The organism is Acerihabitans sp. (assembly GCF_036398755.1).
Classification (GTDB): domain Bacteria; phylum Pseudomonadota; class Gammaproteobacteria; order Enterobacterales; family Enterobacteriaceae; genus Acerihabitans.
On record NZ_DASWOM010000064.1, the window covers coordinates 25,550 to 42,582 of the forward strand.

Annotated in this window: 11 protein-coding genes and 1 pseudogene; 5 read left to right on the forward strand and 7 right to left on the reverse strand. The window is 58.3% G+C overall.

Going from position 1 to position 17,033, the window contains the following annotated elements; genetic code table 11:
* Positions 1-15: 15 nt before the first annotated feature.
* On the reverse strand, positions 16-819 hold the full coding sequence (gene bcsQ / locus VGC33_RS10375; RefSeq protein WP_331120674.1) for a cellulose biosynthesis protein BcsQ: 804 nt from the start codon (positions 817-819) through the stop codon (positions 16-18).
* On the reverse strand, positions 810-1,565 hold the full coding sequence (bcsO, locus tag VGC33_RS10380; RefSeq protein ID WP_331120675.1) for a cellulose biosynthesis protein BcsO: 756 nt from the start codon (positions 1,563-1,565) through the stop codon (positions 810-812). Before bcsO ends, bcsQ begins: the two co-directional genes overlap by 10 nt.
* 806 nt (positions 1,566-2,371) lie before the next feature.
* On the opposite strand from bcsO, the gene hmsP reads away from it, so the two are divergent.
* The 3 genes from hmsP (at position 2,372) to VGC33_RS10395 (ending at position 7,628) form a co-directional block, all read left to right on the forward strand.
* Positions 2,372-4,378 (forward strand): biofilm formation regulator HmsP, encoded by a 2,007-nt coding sequence (gene hmsP, locus VGC33_RS10385; protein WP_331120676.1) that lies wholly within the window; start codon positions 2,372-2,374, stop codon positions 4,376-4,378.
* A 220-nt stretch (positions 4,379-4,598) separates the two neighbouring features.
* The gene (locus VGC33_RS10390; RefSeq protein WP_331120677.1) at positions 4,599-5,870 is read left to right on the forward strand and encodes a dicarboxylate/amino acid:cation symporter; all 1,272 of its coding nucleotides are present in this window, start codon (positions 4,599-4,601) and stop codon (positions 5,868-5,870) included.
* A gap of 273 nt (positions 5,871-6,143) precedes the next feature.
* The gene (locus tag VGC33_RS10395) at positions 6,144-7,628 is read left to right on the forward strand and encodes a M16 family metallopeptidase (protein WP_331120678.1); all 1,485 of its coding nucleotides are present in this window, start codon (positions 6,144-6,146) and stop codon (positions 7,626-7,628) included.
* 138 nt (positions 7,629-7,766) lie between these two features.
* Here VGC33_RS10395 and kdgK read toward each other — a convergent pair whose 3' ends face one another.
* Positions 7,767-8,699: a 2-dehydro-3-deoxygluconokinase gene (gene kdgK, locus VGC33_RS10400; protein WP_331120679.1), complete on the reverse strand. Its 933-nt coding sequence runs from the start codon at positions 8,697-8,699 to the stop codon at positions 7,767-7,769.
* Between the two features lie 253 nt (positions 8,700-8,952).
* On the opposite strand from kdgK, the gene VGC33_RS10405 reads away from it, so the two are divergent.
* A complete protein-coding gene (locus VGC33_RS10405) occupies positions 8,953-11,238 on the forward strand; it encodes an AsmA family protein (RefSeq protein WP_331120680.1) in 2,286 nt (761 codons plus the stop codon).
* Positions 11,239-11,377: 139 nt separating this feature from the next.
* Here the strand turns inward: VGC33_RS10405 and VGC33_RS10410 are convergent, their stop codons facing one another.
* From VGC33_RS10410 to mak, 4 genes and pseudogenes are all read right to left on the reverse strand, one after another.
* Complete coding sequence (locus VGC33_RS10410) at positions 11,378-12,136, reverse strand: CDP-diacylglycerol diphosphatase (RefSeq protein ID WP_524535653.1); 759 nt, start codon at positions 12,134-12,136, stop codon at positions 11,378-11,380.
* A gap of 126 nt (positions 12,137-12,262) precedes the next feature.
* On the reverse strand, positions 12,263-13,585 hold the full coding sequence (locus VGC33_RS10415; RefSeq protein ID WP_331120682.1) for an MFS transporter: 1,323 nt from the start codon (positions 13,583-13,585) through the stop codon (positions 12,263-12,265).
* 519 nt (positions 13,586-14,104) lie between these two features.
* A pseudogene (yhjD, locus tag VGC33_RS10420) lies at positions 14,105-15,034 on the reverse strand (inner membrane protein YhjD); the annotation flags it as partial.
* Between the two features lie 135 nt (positions 15,035-15,169).
* The gene (mak, locus tag VGC33_RS10425; protein ID WP_331120683.1) at positions 15,170-16,075 is read right to left on the reverse strand and encodes a fructokinase; all 906 of its coding nucleotides are present in this window, start codon (positions 16,073-16,075) and stop codon (positions 15,170-15,172) included.
* Positions 16,076-16,223: 148 nt separating this feature from the next.
* Here mak and VGC33_RS10430 point away from each other — a divergent pair, with 148 nt between their 5' ends.
* Positions 16,224-16,976, forward strand: a complete 753-nt coding sequence (locus VGC33_RS10430) for a response regulator transcription factor (protein ID WP_331120684.1) — start codon at positions 16,224-16,226, stop codon at positions 16,974-16,976.
* Positions 16,977-17,033 lie beyond the last annotated feature (57 nt).

Genomic DNA, 17,033 nt, shown 5'->3' on the forward strand with positions numbered 1-17,033 from the left:
CTGGTCCTGTGCTTATTATTTAATGCCATGATTAGGCATGGCATAAAATTCGCCGTCGCCAACTTTCACTCCGACAATAGCGGCGACCTTTTTGCTGATAAGTTCTATATCAAACGCGGCGGCGGACACCGGGCTGAATTCAATGATTGAACGCTGCGACGCATTGGCCTCCGGCACGCACTCATCACGGTGGATGATGCCTAATAACCGGTCGCCAAGGCGTTGCTCAAAAAATTGCGAGACGTCCCGGCTTAAATTGCGGCGCATATCACTTTGATTAACAACATAATATTCACCCAGGCGGCTATTCATCGGCGCGCCGAGAAATTTATGGTTTTCCATTTGCGGTAGTAAGGAGAGGGAGGCGGTATCCGCCAGCATCACCACGATATGCAGATCCGCGAACGATTGGACGGCTTTTAATGCCGCAACCGGACCGGGAGGAAAATCGGCGATGACCACCAGGCCGGGGTAATTCAGTACCGTGCTCAATCCCCGCAGCAGGAAATGCGGATCGCGGCTGACGGCGGTTTCAAACGCCAGGCGCTGTTCTTCTTCCACCTCGCCATAGGGCAGGACAAACAGATTGGCGTCGGCTTTGAGGATAAACTGACTCCAGTCCACCGCCGTGGTGGCCTGGGCCACATAACCCCGGGTATCGGAAATCGGCACGCCAAAATGCAACCGCAGCGCGTTTTGCACATCAAAATCAATTACCAGCACCTTGCTGCCGCTACGGGCCAGGGCATAGGCAAGATTGGCGCTGACGGTCGTTTTACCCACGCCGCCCTTCGGCGAACAGACACAGACTAACGGCATAAAGCAATATTCTCTAAAAGAAGTGAAAGGGGCGTATCCCGACCCGGCAGCGTCGCCGACGCGGGAGATTTCCGGTTAAATAGGCGGTTAAACGGCATGGCGCTGGCCGAAACCCGAGCCGATAACGCCTCCGGGGAGGGGGCCGGGGCCGCTTGACCTTGGTGCCCATCGCCGAACAGCGGCGCCCGGGCGGGTTGACCTTGGCGTCCATCGCCAAACAGCGGCGCCTGGTCGGGGTGGCCTTGGCGCCCATCGTCGAACAGCGGCGCCCGGGCAGCGGCCAGCTCCTGCTGTATGGCGTTAAGAAATGCCGCGCCCGCGTGCGCGTTACCGGCGGGCGTCGCGGCGGCGGGCGATGCATGGGATGTCGCCGGCAGCGCCTTGCCGACCGCGCTCATCAAGGGAGAGGCATAGACTGGCGACGCGGGAAAGACTTGCGGCTGATAATGGGCGTTAACGGCGCCAATGTCCTGATGAATATCGCCGCCCGCGCCCGGCTGTTGCGCCGCGGTCGGTGCTCCCAGCGGGGAGGCGTTAAATTCTTTTTGCGAAACCGGGGTGGGGATCGGCTGCGTGGAGCGGCCCTGTTCCAGAGGATGGAATGGTTCATCGGCCGTGGCCACCTGGTTTATGATCGCCCAATGATGCGAAGAAATATTAGGATTGCTTTCAGCGATTTCTTTATAATCAATGTCTTCCATATTGAGCTTTTCTTTGAACCGCTTAATATCATCGTAATTATTCATTGCAACCTCACCGGATAAATTTGCGCGACATCTCTTGGAACGCGTTATCTTATGAACAAGAAGGCGCCCGCAGGTAGTGTTAGTGGTGGTAATGGATCTCGAACGTGGCGCAATGAAATGAATTAGAAAGTCATTAAAACAAACTAATACAAGTTTCTAATTTTTACAAAGTTAAATCAAATGAAACACATTGCGCTGCGGTAAAATCCGGGTCCCGCGTCGGTTGCCGCAGGTCGCTGAAATCATGTTCTCAAGCCCCGGCATAGGGCGACACATAATAAAATCGACGGCAAATAACGATATCATTATGATTTGTGCCCGTTATTTCTTTCGTGACGCCGCCGAAAAATGCTAAAGAATATGTAATGTCTCGTTAAAAAATAGGCCGGGACACCGGCAAAAAATTGATGTATGGCACGGACGGCATTTTACACAGCTGTCGTTGCTCTTGCCAGCGCCATGACGATAGGGATATGCCGGGGTAAAAGTTAAATTAACTGCGCCAATGGCCGCCTGAATCGCCACGAATCAGAATATTCCTAGGTTAAATGTTGGCATTATAAGCGGGCTTCGCCGATACGCGTTAATGAGACGAAATGCCTGTTTTAAAGAATAAAACCCGGCGTGAGATAGTATATATTAGTATGCTGAAAATCGCCTTACCGCCGGCCCGGCGATTTTTCGTTGTCCTCATCAAAAAATTTGCGCCGTACAGCCGGCGTCATGGCTTCCCGCGTTAACCGGGTAACCGTCCCGCCGGATAGTGGGCACTACGGCTCGAGCTGAAAAATGCCTTGGAGAACAGTTTGCGGATCAGACGTTCATTAACGATTAAACAAATGGCTACGGTGTCAGGCGTGGCGCTGGTGACTATTTGCATATTCATCGTGATCCAGCTGTTCCATTTTGTGCAGCAGCGCCGTGAAGACTATGCCCAGCAGCTGCAAAATATAGCCATGTCGGTGCGTCAGCCTTTATCGAGCGCGGTATTAAAAGGCGACGTGCCGCAGGCCGAGCGTATTCTCGCCACCCTGAAGCCGGTGGGCATCCTGAGCCGGGCGGATGTGGTGCTGCCGGACGATTTCCAGGTGCTGCACGCGGATTTCCCGCCGGAGCGGCCGGTGCCGGACGCGATCGCCCGCCTGTTCCGGCTGCCTGTGGAAATCTCGGTGCCGCTGTATGCGCTCCCCCGGCCATCGCATCCGCGCGCCCTTGCCTCGCTGGTATTGCAAGCCGACTCCTACCGGCTCTACCAGTTTATCGCCAGCGCATTTTCCACCATGATATCCACCTATCTTCTGCTGGCGCTGGTGCTGACGGTATCCATTACCTGGTGTATTAATCGCCTGATGGTCCATCCACTGCGCGAAATCGCCCGCGAACTGGAAACGCTGTCGCCGCAGGACATCGCGCGCCACCAGCTTTCGCTGCCGGATATGCATCGAGACGACGAGCTGGGCGTACTGGTGCGCAGCTATAATCGCAACCAGCAGACGCTGGCCGGCATGTTCGACGACCTTAACCGGCTGTCGACCCGCCATGCCGAAACGGCGTTGCCGAATAAAAATCTGTTTACCGCCATGCTGGATTCGCGCATGGCCCTTTGCAAAGACCCCCAGCAATATTGCCTGCTGGTGATAAGCATCGGCACATTGCAGGAAGCGACCGGCATCCTGACCGAGGCGCAACGGGGCATTCTGCTGATGACGCTGACCCGGCAGCTGAAGCGGCATCTTAACGATCACCGCTTTCTCGGCCAGCTCAATCACAATGAATTCGCGCTTTTCGATCATGGTCTGCATAACGCCTATGAAGGCATGCAGCTGGCGCAGGGCATAATGAACAGCATCAATGCGCCGCTGACCATCGGCAGCCTGTCCCTGCGTCCCGCCGCCAGCATCGGCATTGCCCTCAGGCAGCGCAATGATGAGTCCGCGCATCAATTGCTGCGTCGCGCCACCTCCGCCATGATGCTGGCCCATGACAACGGCAAAAATCAGATCCTGTTTTTCGAGCCGAAGCTCACCGCCATGGTCCACCGGCGCATGACGCTGGAAAGCACCATCCTGGAAGGCATTGAGCAGGGGCGCTGCGCATTATTCTTCCAACCGCAGGTGGATATCCGCGACCAGCGCTTGATTGGCGCGGAAGTGTTGCTGCGTTGGCGCCAGGATGACGGTACGTATTCGCTGCCGTCGGATTTCATCAGCGGCGCCGAAGAGATTGGCGCGATGGGACCGCTGGGCAATTGGGTGCTGGAAGCCTCCTGCCAGGTCCTCGCCCAGTGGCGGGAACGCGGTTCAAGGCTTCAGCTGGCGGTAAACCTGTCGGCCAAACAGCTGCAGGACTCGAAGCTGGTCCCCTTTCTGAAAGTACTGCTGGACCGGTACCAGATCGCGCCCGCCCAACTGGTGCTGGAAATCACTGAAACCGCGCGCATTACCGAATTCGAGCACTCCCTCGATCTGCTGCGGCAAATGCGCGATCTGGGGATTCTGATTGCGTTGGATGACTTTGGCATGGGGTATTCAAGCCTCTATTATCTGGACCGGTTGCGTAACCTGCCGATTGATTTACTGAAAATCGATCGGAGTTTTATTGAAAAACTGCCGGAGGATTTGGTGATGCTGCGCATTGTCAGCGCCATTGCCCAGGTACTGACGCTGCCGGTTATCGCCGAAGGCGTGGAAACCCAGGCTCAGCTGCAATGCCTGCTGGAACATAAAATTAATTGGGGGCAGGGTTATCTGTTCTCCGAGCCGTTGCCGCAGGGTGATTTTGAGCAGCGTTTCCTGCACCTTGCCGCCATCTGATCCCCGTTGGGGCGAGGTAAAATCGCCCGCGTCCGGTTACTTTAGTTTCTAAAGTCTAACTGAAGCGTTTCATTTCTAATTTCTCCCCGAAGCCTGCCGACAACCCCCGCGCGGTGGTGTATTGGTATTTCGAGATATGTAATTAGTTATCAAATCATTAATATTCTCGCTACATACCTTACTCACCTAAACGCGTAAATCTAACAAATAAGGTTGTCGTATGACATTCAACCCGTTTAAAAGTCTTTATCTTCAGGTCCTGGTGGCCATTGCGGTGGGGGTTTTGCTGGGGCATTTCTATCCGGCGCTTGGCGCGGACATGAAACCCTTGGGCGATGGTTTCGTAAAGTTAATCAAGATGATAATCGCGCCGGTTATCTTTTGCACCGTGGTCACCGGTATCGCGGGCATGGAAAGCCTGAAAGAAGTGGGCCGCACCGGCGCTGTGGCGCTGCTGTATTTTGAGGTTGTCAGCACCATAGCGCTGATAATCGGCCTTATCGTGGTGAACGTGGTGCAACCGGGCGCCGGTATGAATATCGATCCGGCCACGCTCGATGCCAAGGCGGTGGCGGTGTATGCGCAGCAGGCGGAGCAGCAGGGGCTGGTGGCGTTTTTAATGGATATCATTCCGGCAAGCGTGATTGGCGCCTTCGCCAGCGGCAATATCCTTCAGGTTTTGCTGTTTGCGGTGCTGTTCGGTTTCGCCCTCCACCGCCTGGGTGAGAAGGGCCTGGTGATTTTTAATGTCATCGACAGCTTTGCCAAGGTGATTTTCGGCATTATCAATATGATTATGCGTCTGGCGCCGATTGGCGCATTCGGCGCCATGGCCTTTACCATCGGCAAGTATGGTTTGGGATCGCTGATACAGCTCGGACAGCTTATCGCCTGTTTCTACCTGACCTGCATCCTGTTCGTCGTCGTGGTTCTGGGGACGATTGCGCGGGTCACCGGGTTTAATATTTTCCGTTTCATCAACTATATAAAAGAAGAGTTGCTGATTGTGCTCGGCACCTCCTCCTCCGAGTCGGCGCTGCCGCGGATGCTTGATAAAATGGAGCGCGCCGGCTGCGAAAAATCGGTGGTGGGCCTGGTGATCCCCACCGGCTATTCGTTTAACCTCGACGGCACCTCCATCTACCTGACCATGGCGGCGGTGTTTATCGCCCAGGCCACCAATAGCCATATGGACATTATTCATCAGGTAACCCTGCTGGTGGTGCTGCTGCTGTCGAGCAAAGGGGCGGCGGGCGTTACCGGCAGCGGCTTTATCGTCCTGGCCGCGACCCTGTCGGCGGTCGGCCATTTACCGGTGGCGGGGCTGGCGCTTATCCTGGGCATCGACCGTTTTATGTCCGAGGCCCGCGCGCTGACCAATCTGGTGGGCAATGGCGTCGCCACTATCGTGGTGGCCAAGTGGTGCGATCAGCTCGATGAAAAGCAACTGAAGGCGGCGCTTAAACCCTCGCCCTCCGCCTCCGCAACCTGATCGCGTACTGGTGTTTTCATGACCCTTTTGCCGGCCGGCGCAACGCGATACGGCCGGCAATACCTTGTTACGCCTATTATTATCCCGCAGGGCCCCCAGGCAGTACTATTTTATGCCGTGCCGTGACATCCGCAAAGGTCTGCGGTCTAACAACATGGTACACTTTGCGTCACGCATTTTTCCGACGGAAAAGATACTAATCGATGGAACGCACGGTAAACCGTCTGAGTGAGATTACACATTTTAATGGGCAGTTATTGAGTAGGGGTTCACATGCAGGGCACCGGAATTCGTCTTTTCATGAGTGTAGTGTTACTGGCGACGGTGGGTGGCAATGTTCAGGCAGAAGCATTACAACCCGATCCCGCCTGGCAACAGGGCAAACTCAGTAATGGCTTCTCCTGGCAAGTATTGGCGACACCGCAACGGCCGAACGATCGTATTGAACTGCGCTTGATGGTAAACACCGGCTCGCTGGCTGAAAACGCACAGCAGACCGGTTTTGCGCGCCTGCTTCCACGCCTGGCATTGACGCACAGTGATAACTTTTCCTCCGCGCAGCTGAAATCACTCTGGCAACAGGGCGTGGATCAACAGCGTCCGCAGCCGCCGGCCATCATTTCCTACGATTACACCCTCTACAGCCTGAGCCTGCCCAACGGCCGTCCCGATTTGCTCAAAGAGGCGCTGAAGTGGATGATGAACACCGGCGGTCATTTAACCATCAGTCCGGCCACGCTGCATGCCGCGCTGCAAGGGAACGATCCGGTGACGACCGCGCCCGCCAATGCCGGCAGCCCCTGGTGGCATTACCGGCTCAAGGGCTCGGTATTGCTGGCCCACGATCCGAGCCGGCAGGCGGCCGCGCCGGTGAGCGGCCAGCAGCTGCAGCAATTCTACCAGCGCTGGTATACGCCGGACGCCATGACGCTGTATGTGGTGGGCAACGTCGACAATCGCGGGCTGAACGAACAGATCGTCAAAACCTTTTCATCCCTTAAGGGCAAGCGCGATACGCCCGCCACGCTGCCGGCGCTGTCGCCGCTGGTGGCCCAGCCGGTCAGTTTGATGAGCGAGGACGCCCGGGAAGACAGCCTGAAGCTGGTATGGGATACCGCCTGGCAGCCGATCCGCGACTCGCGTTCCCTGGATCGCTACTGGCGCAGCGATTTGGCGCGCGAGGCGCTGTTCTGGCATGTCCAGCAGGCCATGAAAGACAGCAACCTGAAGCAAACCAATCTGCGTTTCGATTGTAATGTGCATTACCAGCGCGCGCAGTGCGCCGTGCATATGGACACCCCGACCGATAACCTGACGGCGGCGATGACCTTTGTCTCCCATGAGCTGGCGAACCTGCGCAACAACGGCCTGAGCAAGGCGGAGTTCGACGCGCTGATGGCGCGTAAGACCGGGGAACTGGGCACCCTGTTTGCCACCTACGCCCGCACCGATACCGACATTTTGATGAGCCAGCGACTGCGTTCGCAGCAAAATGACGTGGTGGATATTGCGCCGGAGCAGTACCAGAAGCTGCGTAATGCCTTTTTGTCCAGGCTGACGCTGCAGATGCTGAATGAGGAGTTGCGTTCGCAGTTATCGCAAAACGCCACGCTGGTGCTGATGCAGCCCAAGGGCGAGCCCGAAGTCAATATGAAGACGCTGCAGGAAACCTACGAGCATATCATGGCGCCGGGGCCGCAGCCGGCCGCCGTTGACGAGAGCAAACCGGAAGTCACTGATATTCCGCCGCAGTCCTGATACGCGCCGGCCAAGGATTGATACCACCCCGCCGCGGTCCTGACAACGGCCGGCCGGGGAGGGATTTCTGGCGGCGCCCGCGGACATGATGGCGGCGATAGCCATGGAAGGACGCTCGCCGCCTCAGGCGGAATGGGCTTATTCAGGCATGGCGTCGCGGGGAATAATGGCCCCGCGGTACTGGATCACCGTACTGGCGGTAAGATGGCCGCGTCTGGCCGCAGAGACCGCATCGCCGCCGGTCAGGCGCACGGCCAGGTAGCCGGCGCTGAATGAATCGCCCGCGGCGGTGGTATCGACCACTTTTTCCTTCGGCAGTTTGATCGCCGGCACATCCAGCAGTTCGCCTTCCTGCGTGGACACCAGGCAGGACTCGGCGCCGCGCTTGATGACAATCTCCCGCACGCCCCAGCCGCGGGTGCGCTGAATCACCTCGTCCACCGGCTGTTTACCCCACAGCATATCTTCATCATCCAGCGTCAGGAAGGCGATATCGGTGTGCGCGAGGATATCCCGATAGGCGCTTTGGGTTTCTTCCCGGCTCGCCCACAGGCGCGGACGATAGTTATTGTCAAAGATCACCTTGCCGCCGTTATCCCGGCAGGCCTTCAGCAGCGCCAACAGGCGTTGGCGGCTTTCGACGCTCAGGATGGCGATACTGATGCCGCTTATATAGAGGTAATCGAAGCCGGCCAGCGCCTGGCAGATGCGTTCTGTCCCCGCGCTTTCCAGCCAGTAGCGGGCGGCGGCTTCGTTACGCCAGTAATAGAATGTGCGCTCGCCGGTGTCGTCGGTCTCGATGTAATACAAGCCCGGCAAACGGTTATCCATGCGCTGGATAAGATCGGTCTTCACCCCTTCCCGCCGCCATGCGCCAATCATGTCTTCGCTGAAATTGTCGGTGCCAAGGGCGGTGACGTAATGCACATCCAGCTCGGCCGGTTTGACCAGCCGAGCAATATAAACCGAGGTATTCAGCGTGTCGCCGCCAAAGCCGCGTTTAACATCGGCGCCTTTTTGCGACAGTTCAATCATGCATTCGCCGATAACGGCAATGTTTTTGGTTGTCATTTACTGCGAGCCTGTATGAATAAAGTGAATAGAAAGGGGTCAAGACACTTAGTCTCACTAGATTGGCGGTCTCAGTCAATAGCACTGAAACGATGTTTTAATTTATCATGACCTGGGTCGCTCCCCGGCTGGGCTTAGGCCGCTGGGTTAGCGCGCTTTTTTAGTAACAAATTCAATCATTATCCTACGTAAGGTCAGAAATCCTCAACTATGATTAATGGCATAAGGCCGTTTAATGAGGAATTTTATCACCATGACCCGGACGAAAAAGGCGATTTTAGGTGTTGTATTGTTTCTGCTGGTGGTATTGATTGCCATCGTTATTTTTATTGCCACGTACGACCTGAATCGCCTTAAGCCCAAGATAAATGACAAGGTTACCGCCGAGCTGCACCGGCCTTTTGCCATTAACGGCGACCTGGGCGTACAGTGGTCGCGCCAGCGGGACGAGGCGGGGTGGCGGGCCTGGGTACCCTGGCCGCACCTGCATGCGGAGGATGTGGTGTTGGGCAACCCGCCCGATGTGCCCGGCGATTATACCGCCCGGTTGAAACGGGTGGAGGCCAGCATTTCGCCGCTGGCGTTGCTGCACAAAGAGGTTTACCTGCCGCGCATTACCCTGTTCAGCCCCGACGCCTCGTTGAAGCGGTTGGCCGATGGCAAAAACAATTGGACCTTCAACCTGGCCAATAGCGATCAGCCGCAACAGGATACCCCGCCTTCCGCCTGGTCGTTCAAGGTGGACGATATCGTTTTTGACCAGGGCAAAATTGATTTTCTCGACCCTATCACCAAGGCCGATGTTCATGTGACGGTCAATCCGCTGGGCAAACCTATCGCCTACGCGGAGCTTGCCGGCGCAAGCACCAAGGATAATACCACCCGGGGCGACGCCGCCAGGTCCGGCGACGGCGGCAAAACCACCAAGGCCGATTCCGCCGCCAAGTCCGGCGACGGCGACAAAACCACCAAGGCCGACACCGCCGCCAAGTCCGGCGACGGCGACAAAACCGCCAAGGCCGACACCGCCGCCAAGTCCGGCGACGGCGACAAAACCGCCAAGGCCGACACCGCCGCCGATTCGGATAGCGGCGGCACCCAGGCAACAGCGGCGCGGGGTGCCGACGATTATATCTTTGGCTGGAAGGTGGCCGGTAAATACAATAACGAACCCCTGAGCGGCGACGGCAAAATCGGCGGCATGCTGGCGCTGCGCAGTGCCAACCGGCCCTTCCCGCTGCAGGCGGATGTGCGCTCGGGCGCGAGCCGGGTCAGCCTCCAGGGGACGTTGGAAGATCCGATGAACCTGGGCGGCCTGGATTTGCGGCTGCGGTTGTCAGGGGATAACCTGGGGGATCTTCACGCCCTGACCGGTGTCGTGCTGCCGGATTCCCCGCCGTATTCAACCGACGGTCATTTGATTGCCCATTTCCAGGGCAAGGAACGCGGCCATTTTCGCTATGAAAAATTCGACGGCAAAATCGGCTCGAGCGATATCCACGGTACGCTGGAGTTTGTGCAGGGCAAACCCCGACCTTCGCTGAGCGGCGAAGTGGTATCCAACCAGTTGCGTTTTGCCGATTTGGGGCCGCTTATCGGGGCGGATTCCGGTACCGAATCCGGCAAGCAGAAAGCCAAGACGCAGTCGGTGCAGCCGGCGGATAAAGTGCTGCCCTATGATAAATTCGATACCGCCAAATGGGATACCATGGACGCGGATGTTAAATTCACCGGCAAACGTATCGAGCATGGCAAAAACCTGCCGCTGAGCGATCTTTATACCCACGTTAAGCTCGATAACGGCGTTTTGCTGCTTGACCCGCTGCGGTTTGGCATGGCGCGCGGCACCCTGAACTCCACCATCAGGCTTGAGGGTAACCACTCGCCGATGCGTGGCCGCGCGGATTTGCATGCGCGCGGGCTGCAGCTTAAAGCGTTGTTCCCGGATGTGCAGGCCATGCGCAGCAGCATGGGCCAGTTAAACGGTGATGCGCAGTTTACCGGCACCGGTAATTCGGTGGCCGCGCTGCTGGGCGGCGCCAATGGCGATGTGCGTATCCTGATGAATGACGGCGTTATCAGTCGCAACCTGATGGAAATCGCCGGGCTGAACGTGGGTAACTACGTGGTCGGCAAGCTGTTTGGCGATGAACAGGTGAAGATTAACTGCGCGGCGGCGGATCTGGGCGTGCGCGATGGGCTGGCGACGCCGCGATTGTTTGTGTTTGATACCGAGAACGCGGTGATAAACATCGCCGGCACGACGAATTTTTCCAGCGAACGGATGGATTTGTCCATTAATCCGGACAGTAAAGGGGCGCGGATCGTTACCCTGCGTTCACCGCTGTATGTGCGCGGCACCTTTAAGCATCCCGACGCCGGGGTGAAACCCGGCCCGTTGATTGCGCGCGGGGCTGTGGCGGTGGCGCTGGGCGCGGTACTGACCCCGGCGGCGGCGCTGCTGGCGCTGATATCACCCAGCGGCGGTGAAGAGAACCAATGCGGGCCGATTTTGCAGGAAATGAAAAGCAAAAAATAAACCCGCGGCGCGTTCGCGGCTAAACGGGCTCGCTGAAGGTCAGGCGCCAACTGCCCGGCGAGCCATTGGGTGATATGGCCTGGCGATATGGCACCCCCGCTGGGGTTGATGTCGCCCGGGCGACATATGAAAAGTCCGCTTACCGCAAAATAGCGCAGCTGTGATCCTGAATTTCCTCGGCTGAAGCCATGTTGCCCCGCCACAGGTTACGCTCGCCGGCCAACAGCGCGAAGCCGCCGTCGGCCAGGGGCACCATGGCAAGCGTAAAATGCCCCATATTATCCGCGGCGCGCGGTACTTCCCGCGCCAGCATCAGAAACGGGCTTTGTGCCGTCAGGGCGGCGGCGCTGACGCGTTTCGCCAGGTACGGGTGTCCCATCAGCGGTTCGCCCAGGGGGCGCCATGCGGTGCCGAGGGCGGCGGCTTCGCCGTCAAGCTGACGGCGTACATCGGGCCGCAGGCACGAGATATGGATATGAAGCTGGTTTTGCGTGCGGCCCGAACGGGAGTTAATCGCCAGGGACAGCGCGCTGTCAGGTATCGGCGCGCCGTGTTTTTCGGCCAGAAAGTGGCGTGCCCGCCAGGCGTCTGCAAAGAAGTTGGGGGTCTGGGGCTTGAGTAACGGGGGACTTTCCATGCCGGTCATTTTTTCGGTCGGCATCAGCAAATATTGCAGCGGACCGTTTAAGTCCTTGAGTATCACATATCCCGCCGCCAGGTTAACCTCGGAACAGGGCGCCGGCTGTCCGGTCCGTTGCTGGCCGGGCAGGCATTTCCGACTGACAATCTGCCACAGCGCATCCGGGTTTCCCGCGGGCGCGCGGCTGTAGTAAACGCCGGCGCCGATGGCCGCGATAACCAATAGCAATAACAGCAGGTAATACCGATTCCGTCGCAGATTCATTACCGCCTCTTTATGTCTGCTCACTGATAAAAAAACGGGCCGCATTCCCTGGGAATCCGGCCCGTACGTATCCAGCCGGGCAAACGATAGCCATCATCTGCCGAGGGCATATTTCAGCATTTACAATGACCGGTGCCGGGTCTCGCGCGTGGCCAGCAGGGCCAGCAGCGTCAGGGTCGCCATTGAGGCCAGGTAAATGCCGACGTAGTACAGGCCGTAATGGGCGGTCAGCCAGGTGGCGATATAAGGCGCGACCGAGGCGCCGATAATCGATGACACGTTATAGGAGAACGACGCGCCGGTATAACGCACCTCGGTGGGAAACAGCTCCGGCAGCAGCGCGCCCATCGGGCCGAAGGTGAGGCCCATAATGGTAAAACCGCACAGCAGGAACGCCATTACCAGCCAGATATTGCCCGAGCCCAGCATAAAGGGGAAGACCAGCGCGAACAGGATGATAACCAGCGTGACGGTTATCATGGTCCGGCGGCGGCCGAAGCTGTCGGCCAACTGGCCCGACACCGGCACCATCAGCCCGAAGCCGATGACCCCGACCATCAGCATCAGCAGGAAATCATTACGCGTAATCCCAAGGCCTACCGGTTTTGGCGTGGTACCGTAGGTCAGGGAATAAACGGTCATGATATAAAACAGCGTATAGGTCGCCACCATGATAAATGTGCCGAGCACGGTGGCTTTCAGATGTTTGCTGAACAGGGTGCCGATAGGCATGCGCACCTGCGCTTTGGCCAGGGCTATCTTGGCGAATACCGGCGTTTCGTGCAGGGATACGCGCACATAAAGGCCGATCAGGACCAGGACCGCCGACAGGATAAAGGGCACGCGCCAACCCCAGCTCAGGAACTGCTCGTCGGTCAGCAGCCAGGACAGCGCTAAAAACATGGCGTTGGCAAAAAAGAAGCCGATTGGCGCCCCCAACTGTGGGAACGAGCCGTACAGCGCGCGTTTATGCGCCGGAGCGTTTTCCGTGGCCAGCAACGCCGCCCCGCCCCATTCGCCGCCCAGCCCCAGGCCCTGGCCGAAACGGGCCACCGCCAGCAGTATCGGCGCGGCGATGCCGATGGTTTGGTAGCCCGGCAGCAGGCCGATAAGCACGGTGGAGATGCCCATGGTCAGCAGTGAGGCCACAAGCGTAACCTTGCGCCCGACGCGATCGCCAAAATGCCCGAACAGCGCGGAACCGATGGGCCGGGCGACAAACGCCAGCGCAAAGGTTGCCAGCGATTGCAGCGTGGCGGCGGTGGCGTCGCCCTGCGGAAAGAAGATGTGCGGGAAAACGATTACCGCCGCGGTGGCGTAAATGTAAAAGTCGAAAAATTCGATAGCGGTGCCGATTAAGGACGCCACAATCACTTTACCCCGTGAGTTGACCGGGACGAATGGCGCATTAGGGTCGATGGCTGGTGCGATGGAGGCTGGCATTTTGTTTCTTATTGATCACATTCGTAAAAGAAAGGCATCTTAGACATAGAAAAAAGCATTTTCAATGGCGGATTTTTGACCGCCAGGCGGCTTTGCCGGGTAAAAAGCAGAATATGTGACGCAGTCGCTTGTTTGCAGTGATAACACCGTGCTAAGCGAACGATAACAGAGTTAAACCCTGCATAGGGACCAAATAAAAGCCCAGGGGTAGTGTTATATGCTGGTTTATGGTTGCATTTATGTTAAAGTCAGCGATTATCACTGCCATTAGCGCATTTTATTGAAATAATACACTGCTATTCCGGCGGTAAGCACCATTAGATAGGGCCGCAGGCTCTCCTGCCGTGGCGGCGCCTGGGCGGCGGAGAAGCCGCCGGCCGCCGGCGGTTTGCCCGGGGCGGCATCAAAAAGCGCGGGACCGGCGCCGGCGCCGTGCCGGGCGTGGTTGGCCGGCTGGCCGCTCGGCTCAGGTCGGCTGTCGCCGCCGGGCCGGCGGGTATTTTCCGGCGGCGTTGGGCTGTCGTCGCTCAGGTATTGCGCCGTGGCTATCCAGGCGGCGCAAAATAACGTCAGACGGGCAAAAAAGTAGAAAAACGCCATCAGCCCTATCACCGAGCCAAACGCCGCGCCGGATGGCGAAGTGGCAAGCTTGGGCAGTGTCAGCGTCATGATGATCTTGATGATTTCGAAACCCGCCGCCGCCAGCAGCGCGCCGCGGAACATGGCCTTGCTATGCGGTTTATGTCGCGGGATAACCCAAAAAATCCACAAAAACAGCAGATAGTTAGCCAGTATCGACACGATAAGGGTCACCACCGTCATCACCGGCCGCAGCCATTCGATCGAATCCAGCCCCAGGGCCTTGACGATGCTTTCCTGGGCGGCGCCGGCAATGGAGGTCAGGGACAGGGTGACAATCAGCGCCACGATAAGCCCAATCAGGGAAATCAGATCGCGCAGGTATTTCAGATAGAATTTTTCCTCATCCTGCGGATTGCGCTCCCATTCGTCGCGCAGCTGGGCGCGGATGGCCTCGCGCAGGTTGCCCATCCAGTTCAGTCCCGAATACAGCGCTATCAGCAGCCCGGTAATGCCCACCGTGGTGCGCTGGGCGATGGCGGTCTTGACCGTGGTTTTCAGCGTATCCGCCAGGGTACGGTCGCTGATGCTGTCGGCGATCTTGTTAATCAGGTCGGTCAGGATATCCGGATTGGACGCCAGGAAAAACCCCACCCCGGCGAAGGACACCATTAAAATGGGGATCAGGGACAGGAAGGAAAAATAGGTAATCGCCGCGCCGAACTGGCTGCCCATCCGGTCGTTAAATCGCTCCACGGCACGGATGACATGCGCCACCGCCGGGTATGCGCTGACTTTTTCAATAAGGCGGCCGGAACGAAACGCAACCTTATCGATCTGCTGATTGCCGGTGTGGATATTGCCTAGCAGCGAACCGCCGGAATGCCCGGCGGTCGGAGTTGAAGTCGTCGATTTTTCGGCCATGATCCCTCTCATTGCTTTTGCGATATTAGTTCGCCATGCAATTGATTATAGATAAGGATGGCCAAAAGCGGGACGGACGGTTTAATCCGGCCACAGCCAGGCGGCGCCGCGCACCCCGCTGGAATCGCCGTGCAGCGCCTTGCGCACCGGCGTTTCGCATTCGCCGCCGAACGTCCAGCCTTTAATCAGCGCCGGCAGGGTGCGGTATAAACGATCGACGTTGCTCATGCCGCCGCCCAATACCACCACGTCCGGGTCGAGGATATTGATCACATGGGCCAGCGATTTGGCCAGACGCCGTTCATAGCGGCTAACGGCCATCCCGGCCAGCGCGTCTCCCGCCGCCGCCCGCTGCATAATGTCCACGCCGGTGGACGGCGGTCCGCCGAGGCGCTGGTAGTCGCCGGCGAAACCGGTGCCGGAGACAAAGGTTTCGATGCAGCCCGATTTGCCGCAGTAGCAGGGCACCTCTGCGGCATGGCGCTGTTCATCCACATCCTGCCAGGGCAAGGGGTTATGGCCCCATTCCCCGGCGATGCCGTTGCCGCCGGCATGTACCCGGCCGTTGATCGCAAGCCCCGCGCCGCAGCCGGTGCCGATAATCACCGCAAATACGGTAGCGGCGCCGGCGGCCGCGCCGTCGGTGGCCTCGGATACCGCAAGGCAGTTGGCGTCGTTGGCGATACGCACCGGACGGCCCAGCAGCGCCGTTAAATCCTGGTCGATAGCCCGGCCGTTAAGCCAGACCGAATTGGCATTTTTGACCCGATGGGAAAACGGCGACAGGGTGCCCGGGATACCCATGCCGACGCTGCCCTGCGCGCCGGTCGCCTGTTCCGCCGCCGCCACCAGCGCAACAATGGCGCGCAGGGTTTGGTCATAATCGTCGCGCGGCGTGGGGATGCGTTGGCGGAATATCGCCATTCCATCGTTGTCCAGCGCCACCACTTCTGTTTTGGTCCCGCCCAAATCTATTCCTATACGCACTGTTGTTCCCTCCATTCAATCCGCCGCCGGTCGTCGTGTTCCCGACGCGGCATGAGAGACGTCTCACACATCCACGTCCTGAACCGTTCGATCGATTTGGCTTAATGTACACTCTATTATCATTCCCGTAACACAGCGAAGACGGCATATGAAACCCAGTATTCTTGTCGTGGACGACGATCCCGCTATTTGTGAACTGTTAAACGACATGCTCAGCGAACATGTGTTTACCGTGCACGTCCGCCATCAGGGCCGGTCGGCGCTGGCGCTGCTCGAGCAATCGCCGCAGATAGCGCTGGTCCTGCTGGATCTGATGCTGCCGGATACCAACGGGCTGCTGGTGTTGCAGCAAATCCAGCGCCTGCGGCCGCATTTGCCGGTAGTGATGCTCACCGGCATGGGGTCGGAGTCTGATATTGTCGTCGGGCTGGAAATGGGCGCCGACGATTATATTGTTAAACCCTTTAATCCCCGCGTGGTGATAGCGCGTATCAAGGCGGTGCTGCGCCGCGGCGGTGCGCTGGCCATGGAGCCGCCGGCCGTCGGTCGCCAAAACGGCTGGCTGTTCAACGGCTGGCGGTTGGACAGCGACAGCTGTACGCTGTTCAATCCCAGCCGGGAACCGGTAACCCTGACGCAGGGCGAATACAGCCTGCTGCTGGCGCTGCTTGCCCATGCCCGTAAAGTGTTGACCCGCGATCAACTGCTGGAGCTGACCCACAGCGAAACCCTGGACGTCTTCGATCGCACCGTCGACGTGCTTATCATGCGGCTGCGCCGTAAAATAGAATCCAATCCCCACCAGCCGACGCTTATCCGTACCATACGCCGGCTGGGTTATGTGTTCGCGGCGGATGTGGTGCGCGCCGATGCCGCCATCGACATCGGCCAGACCGCCTGATCAGCGGGGCCGGCGGCCCGCCCGGCGCCGTTAACGCGCCCGCGCAGACCGGTGCGC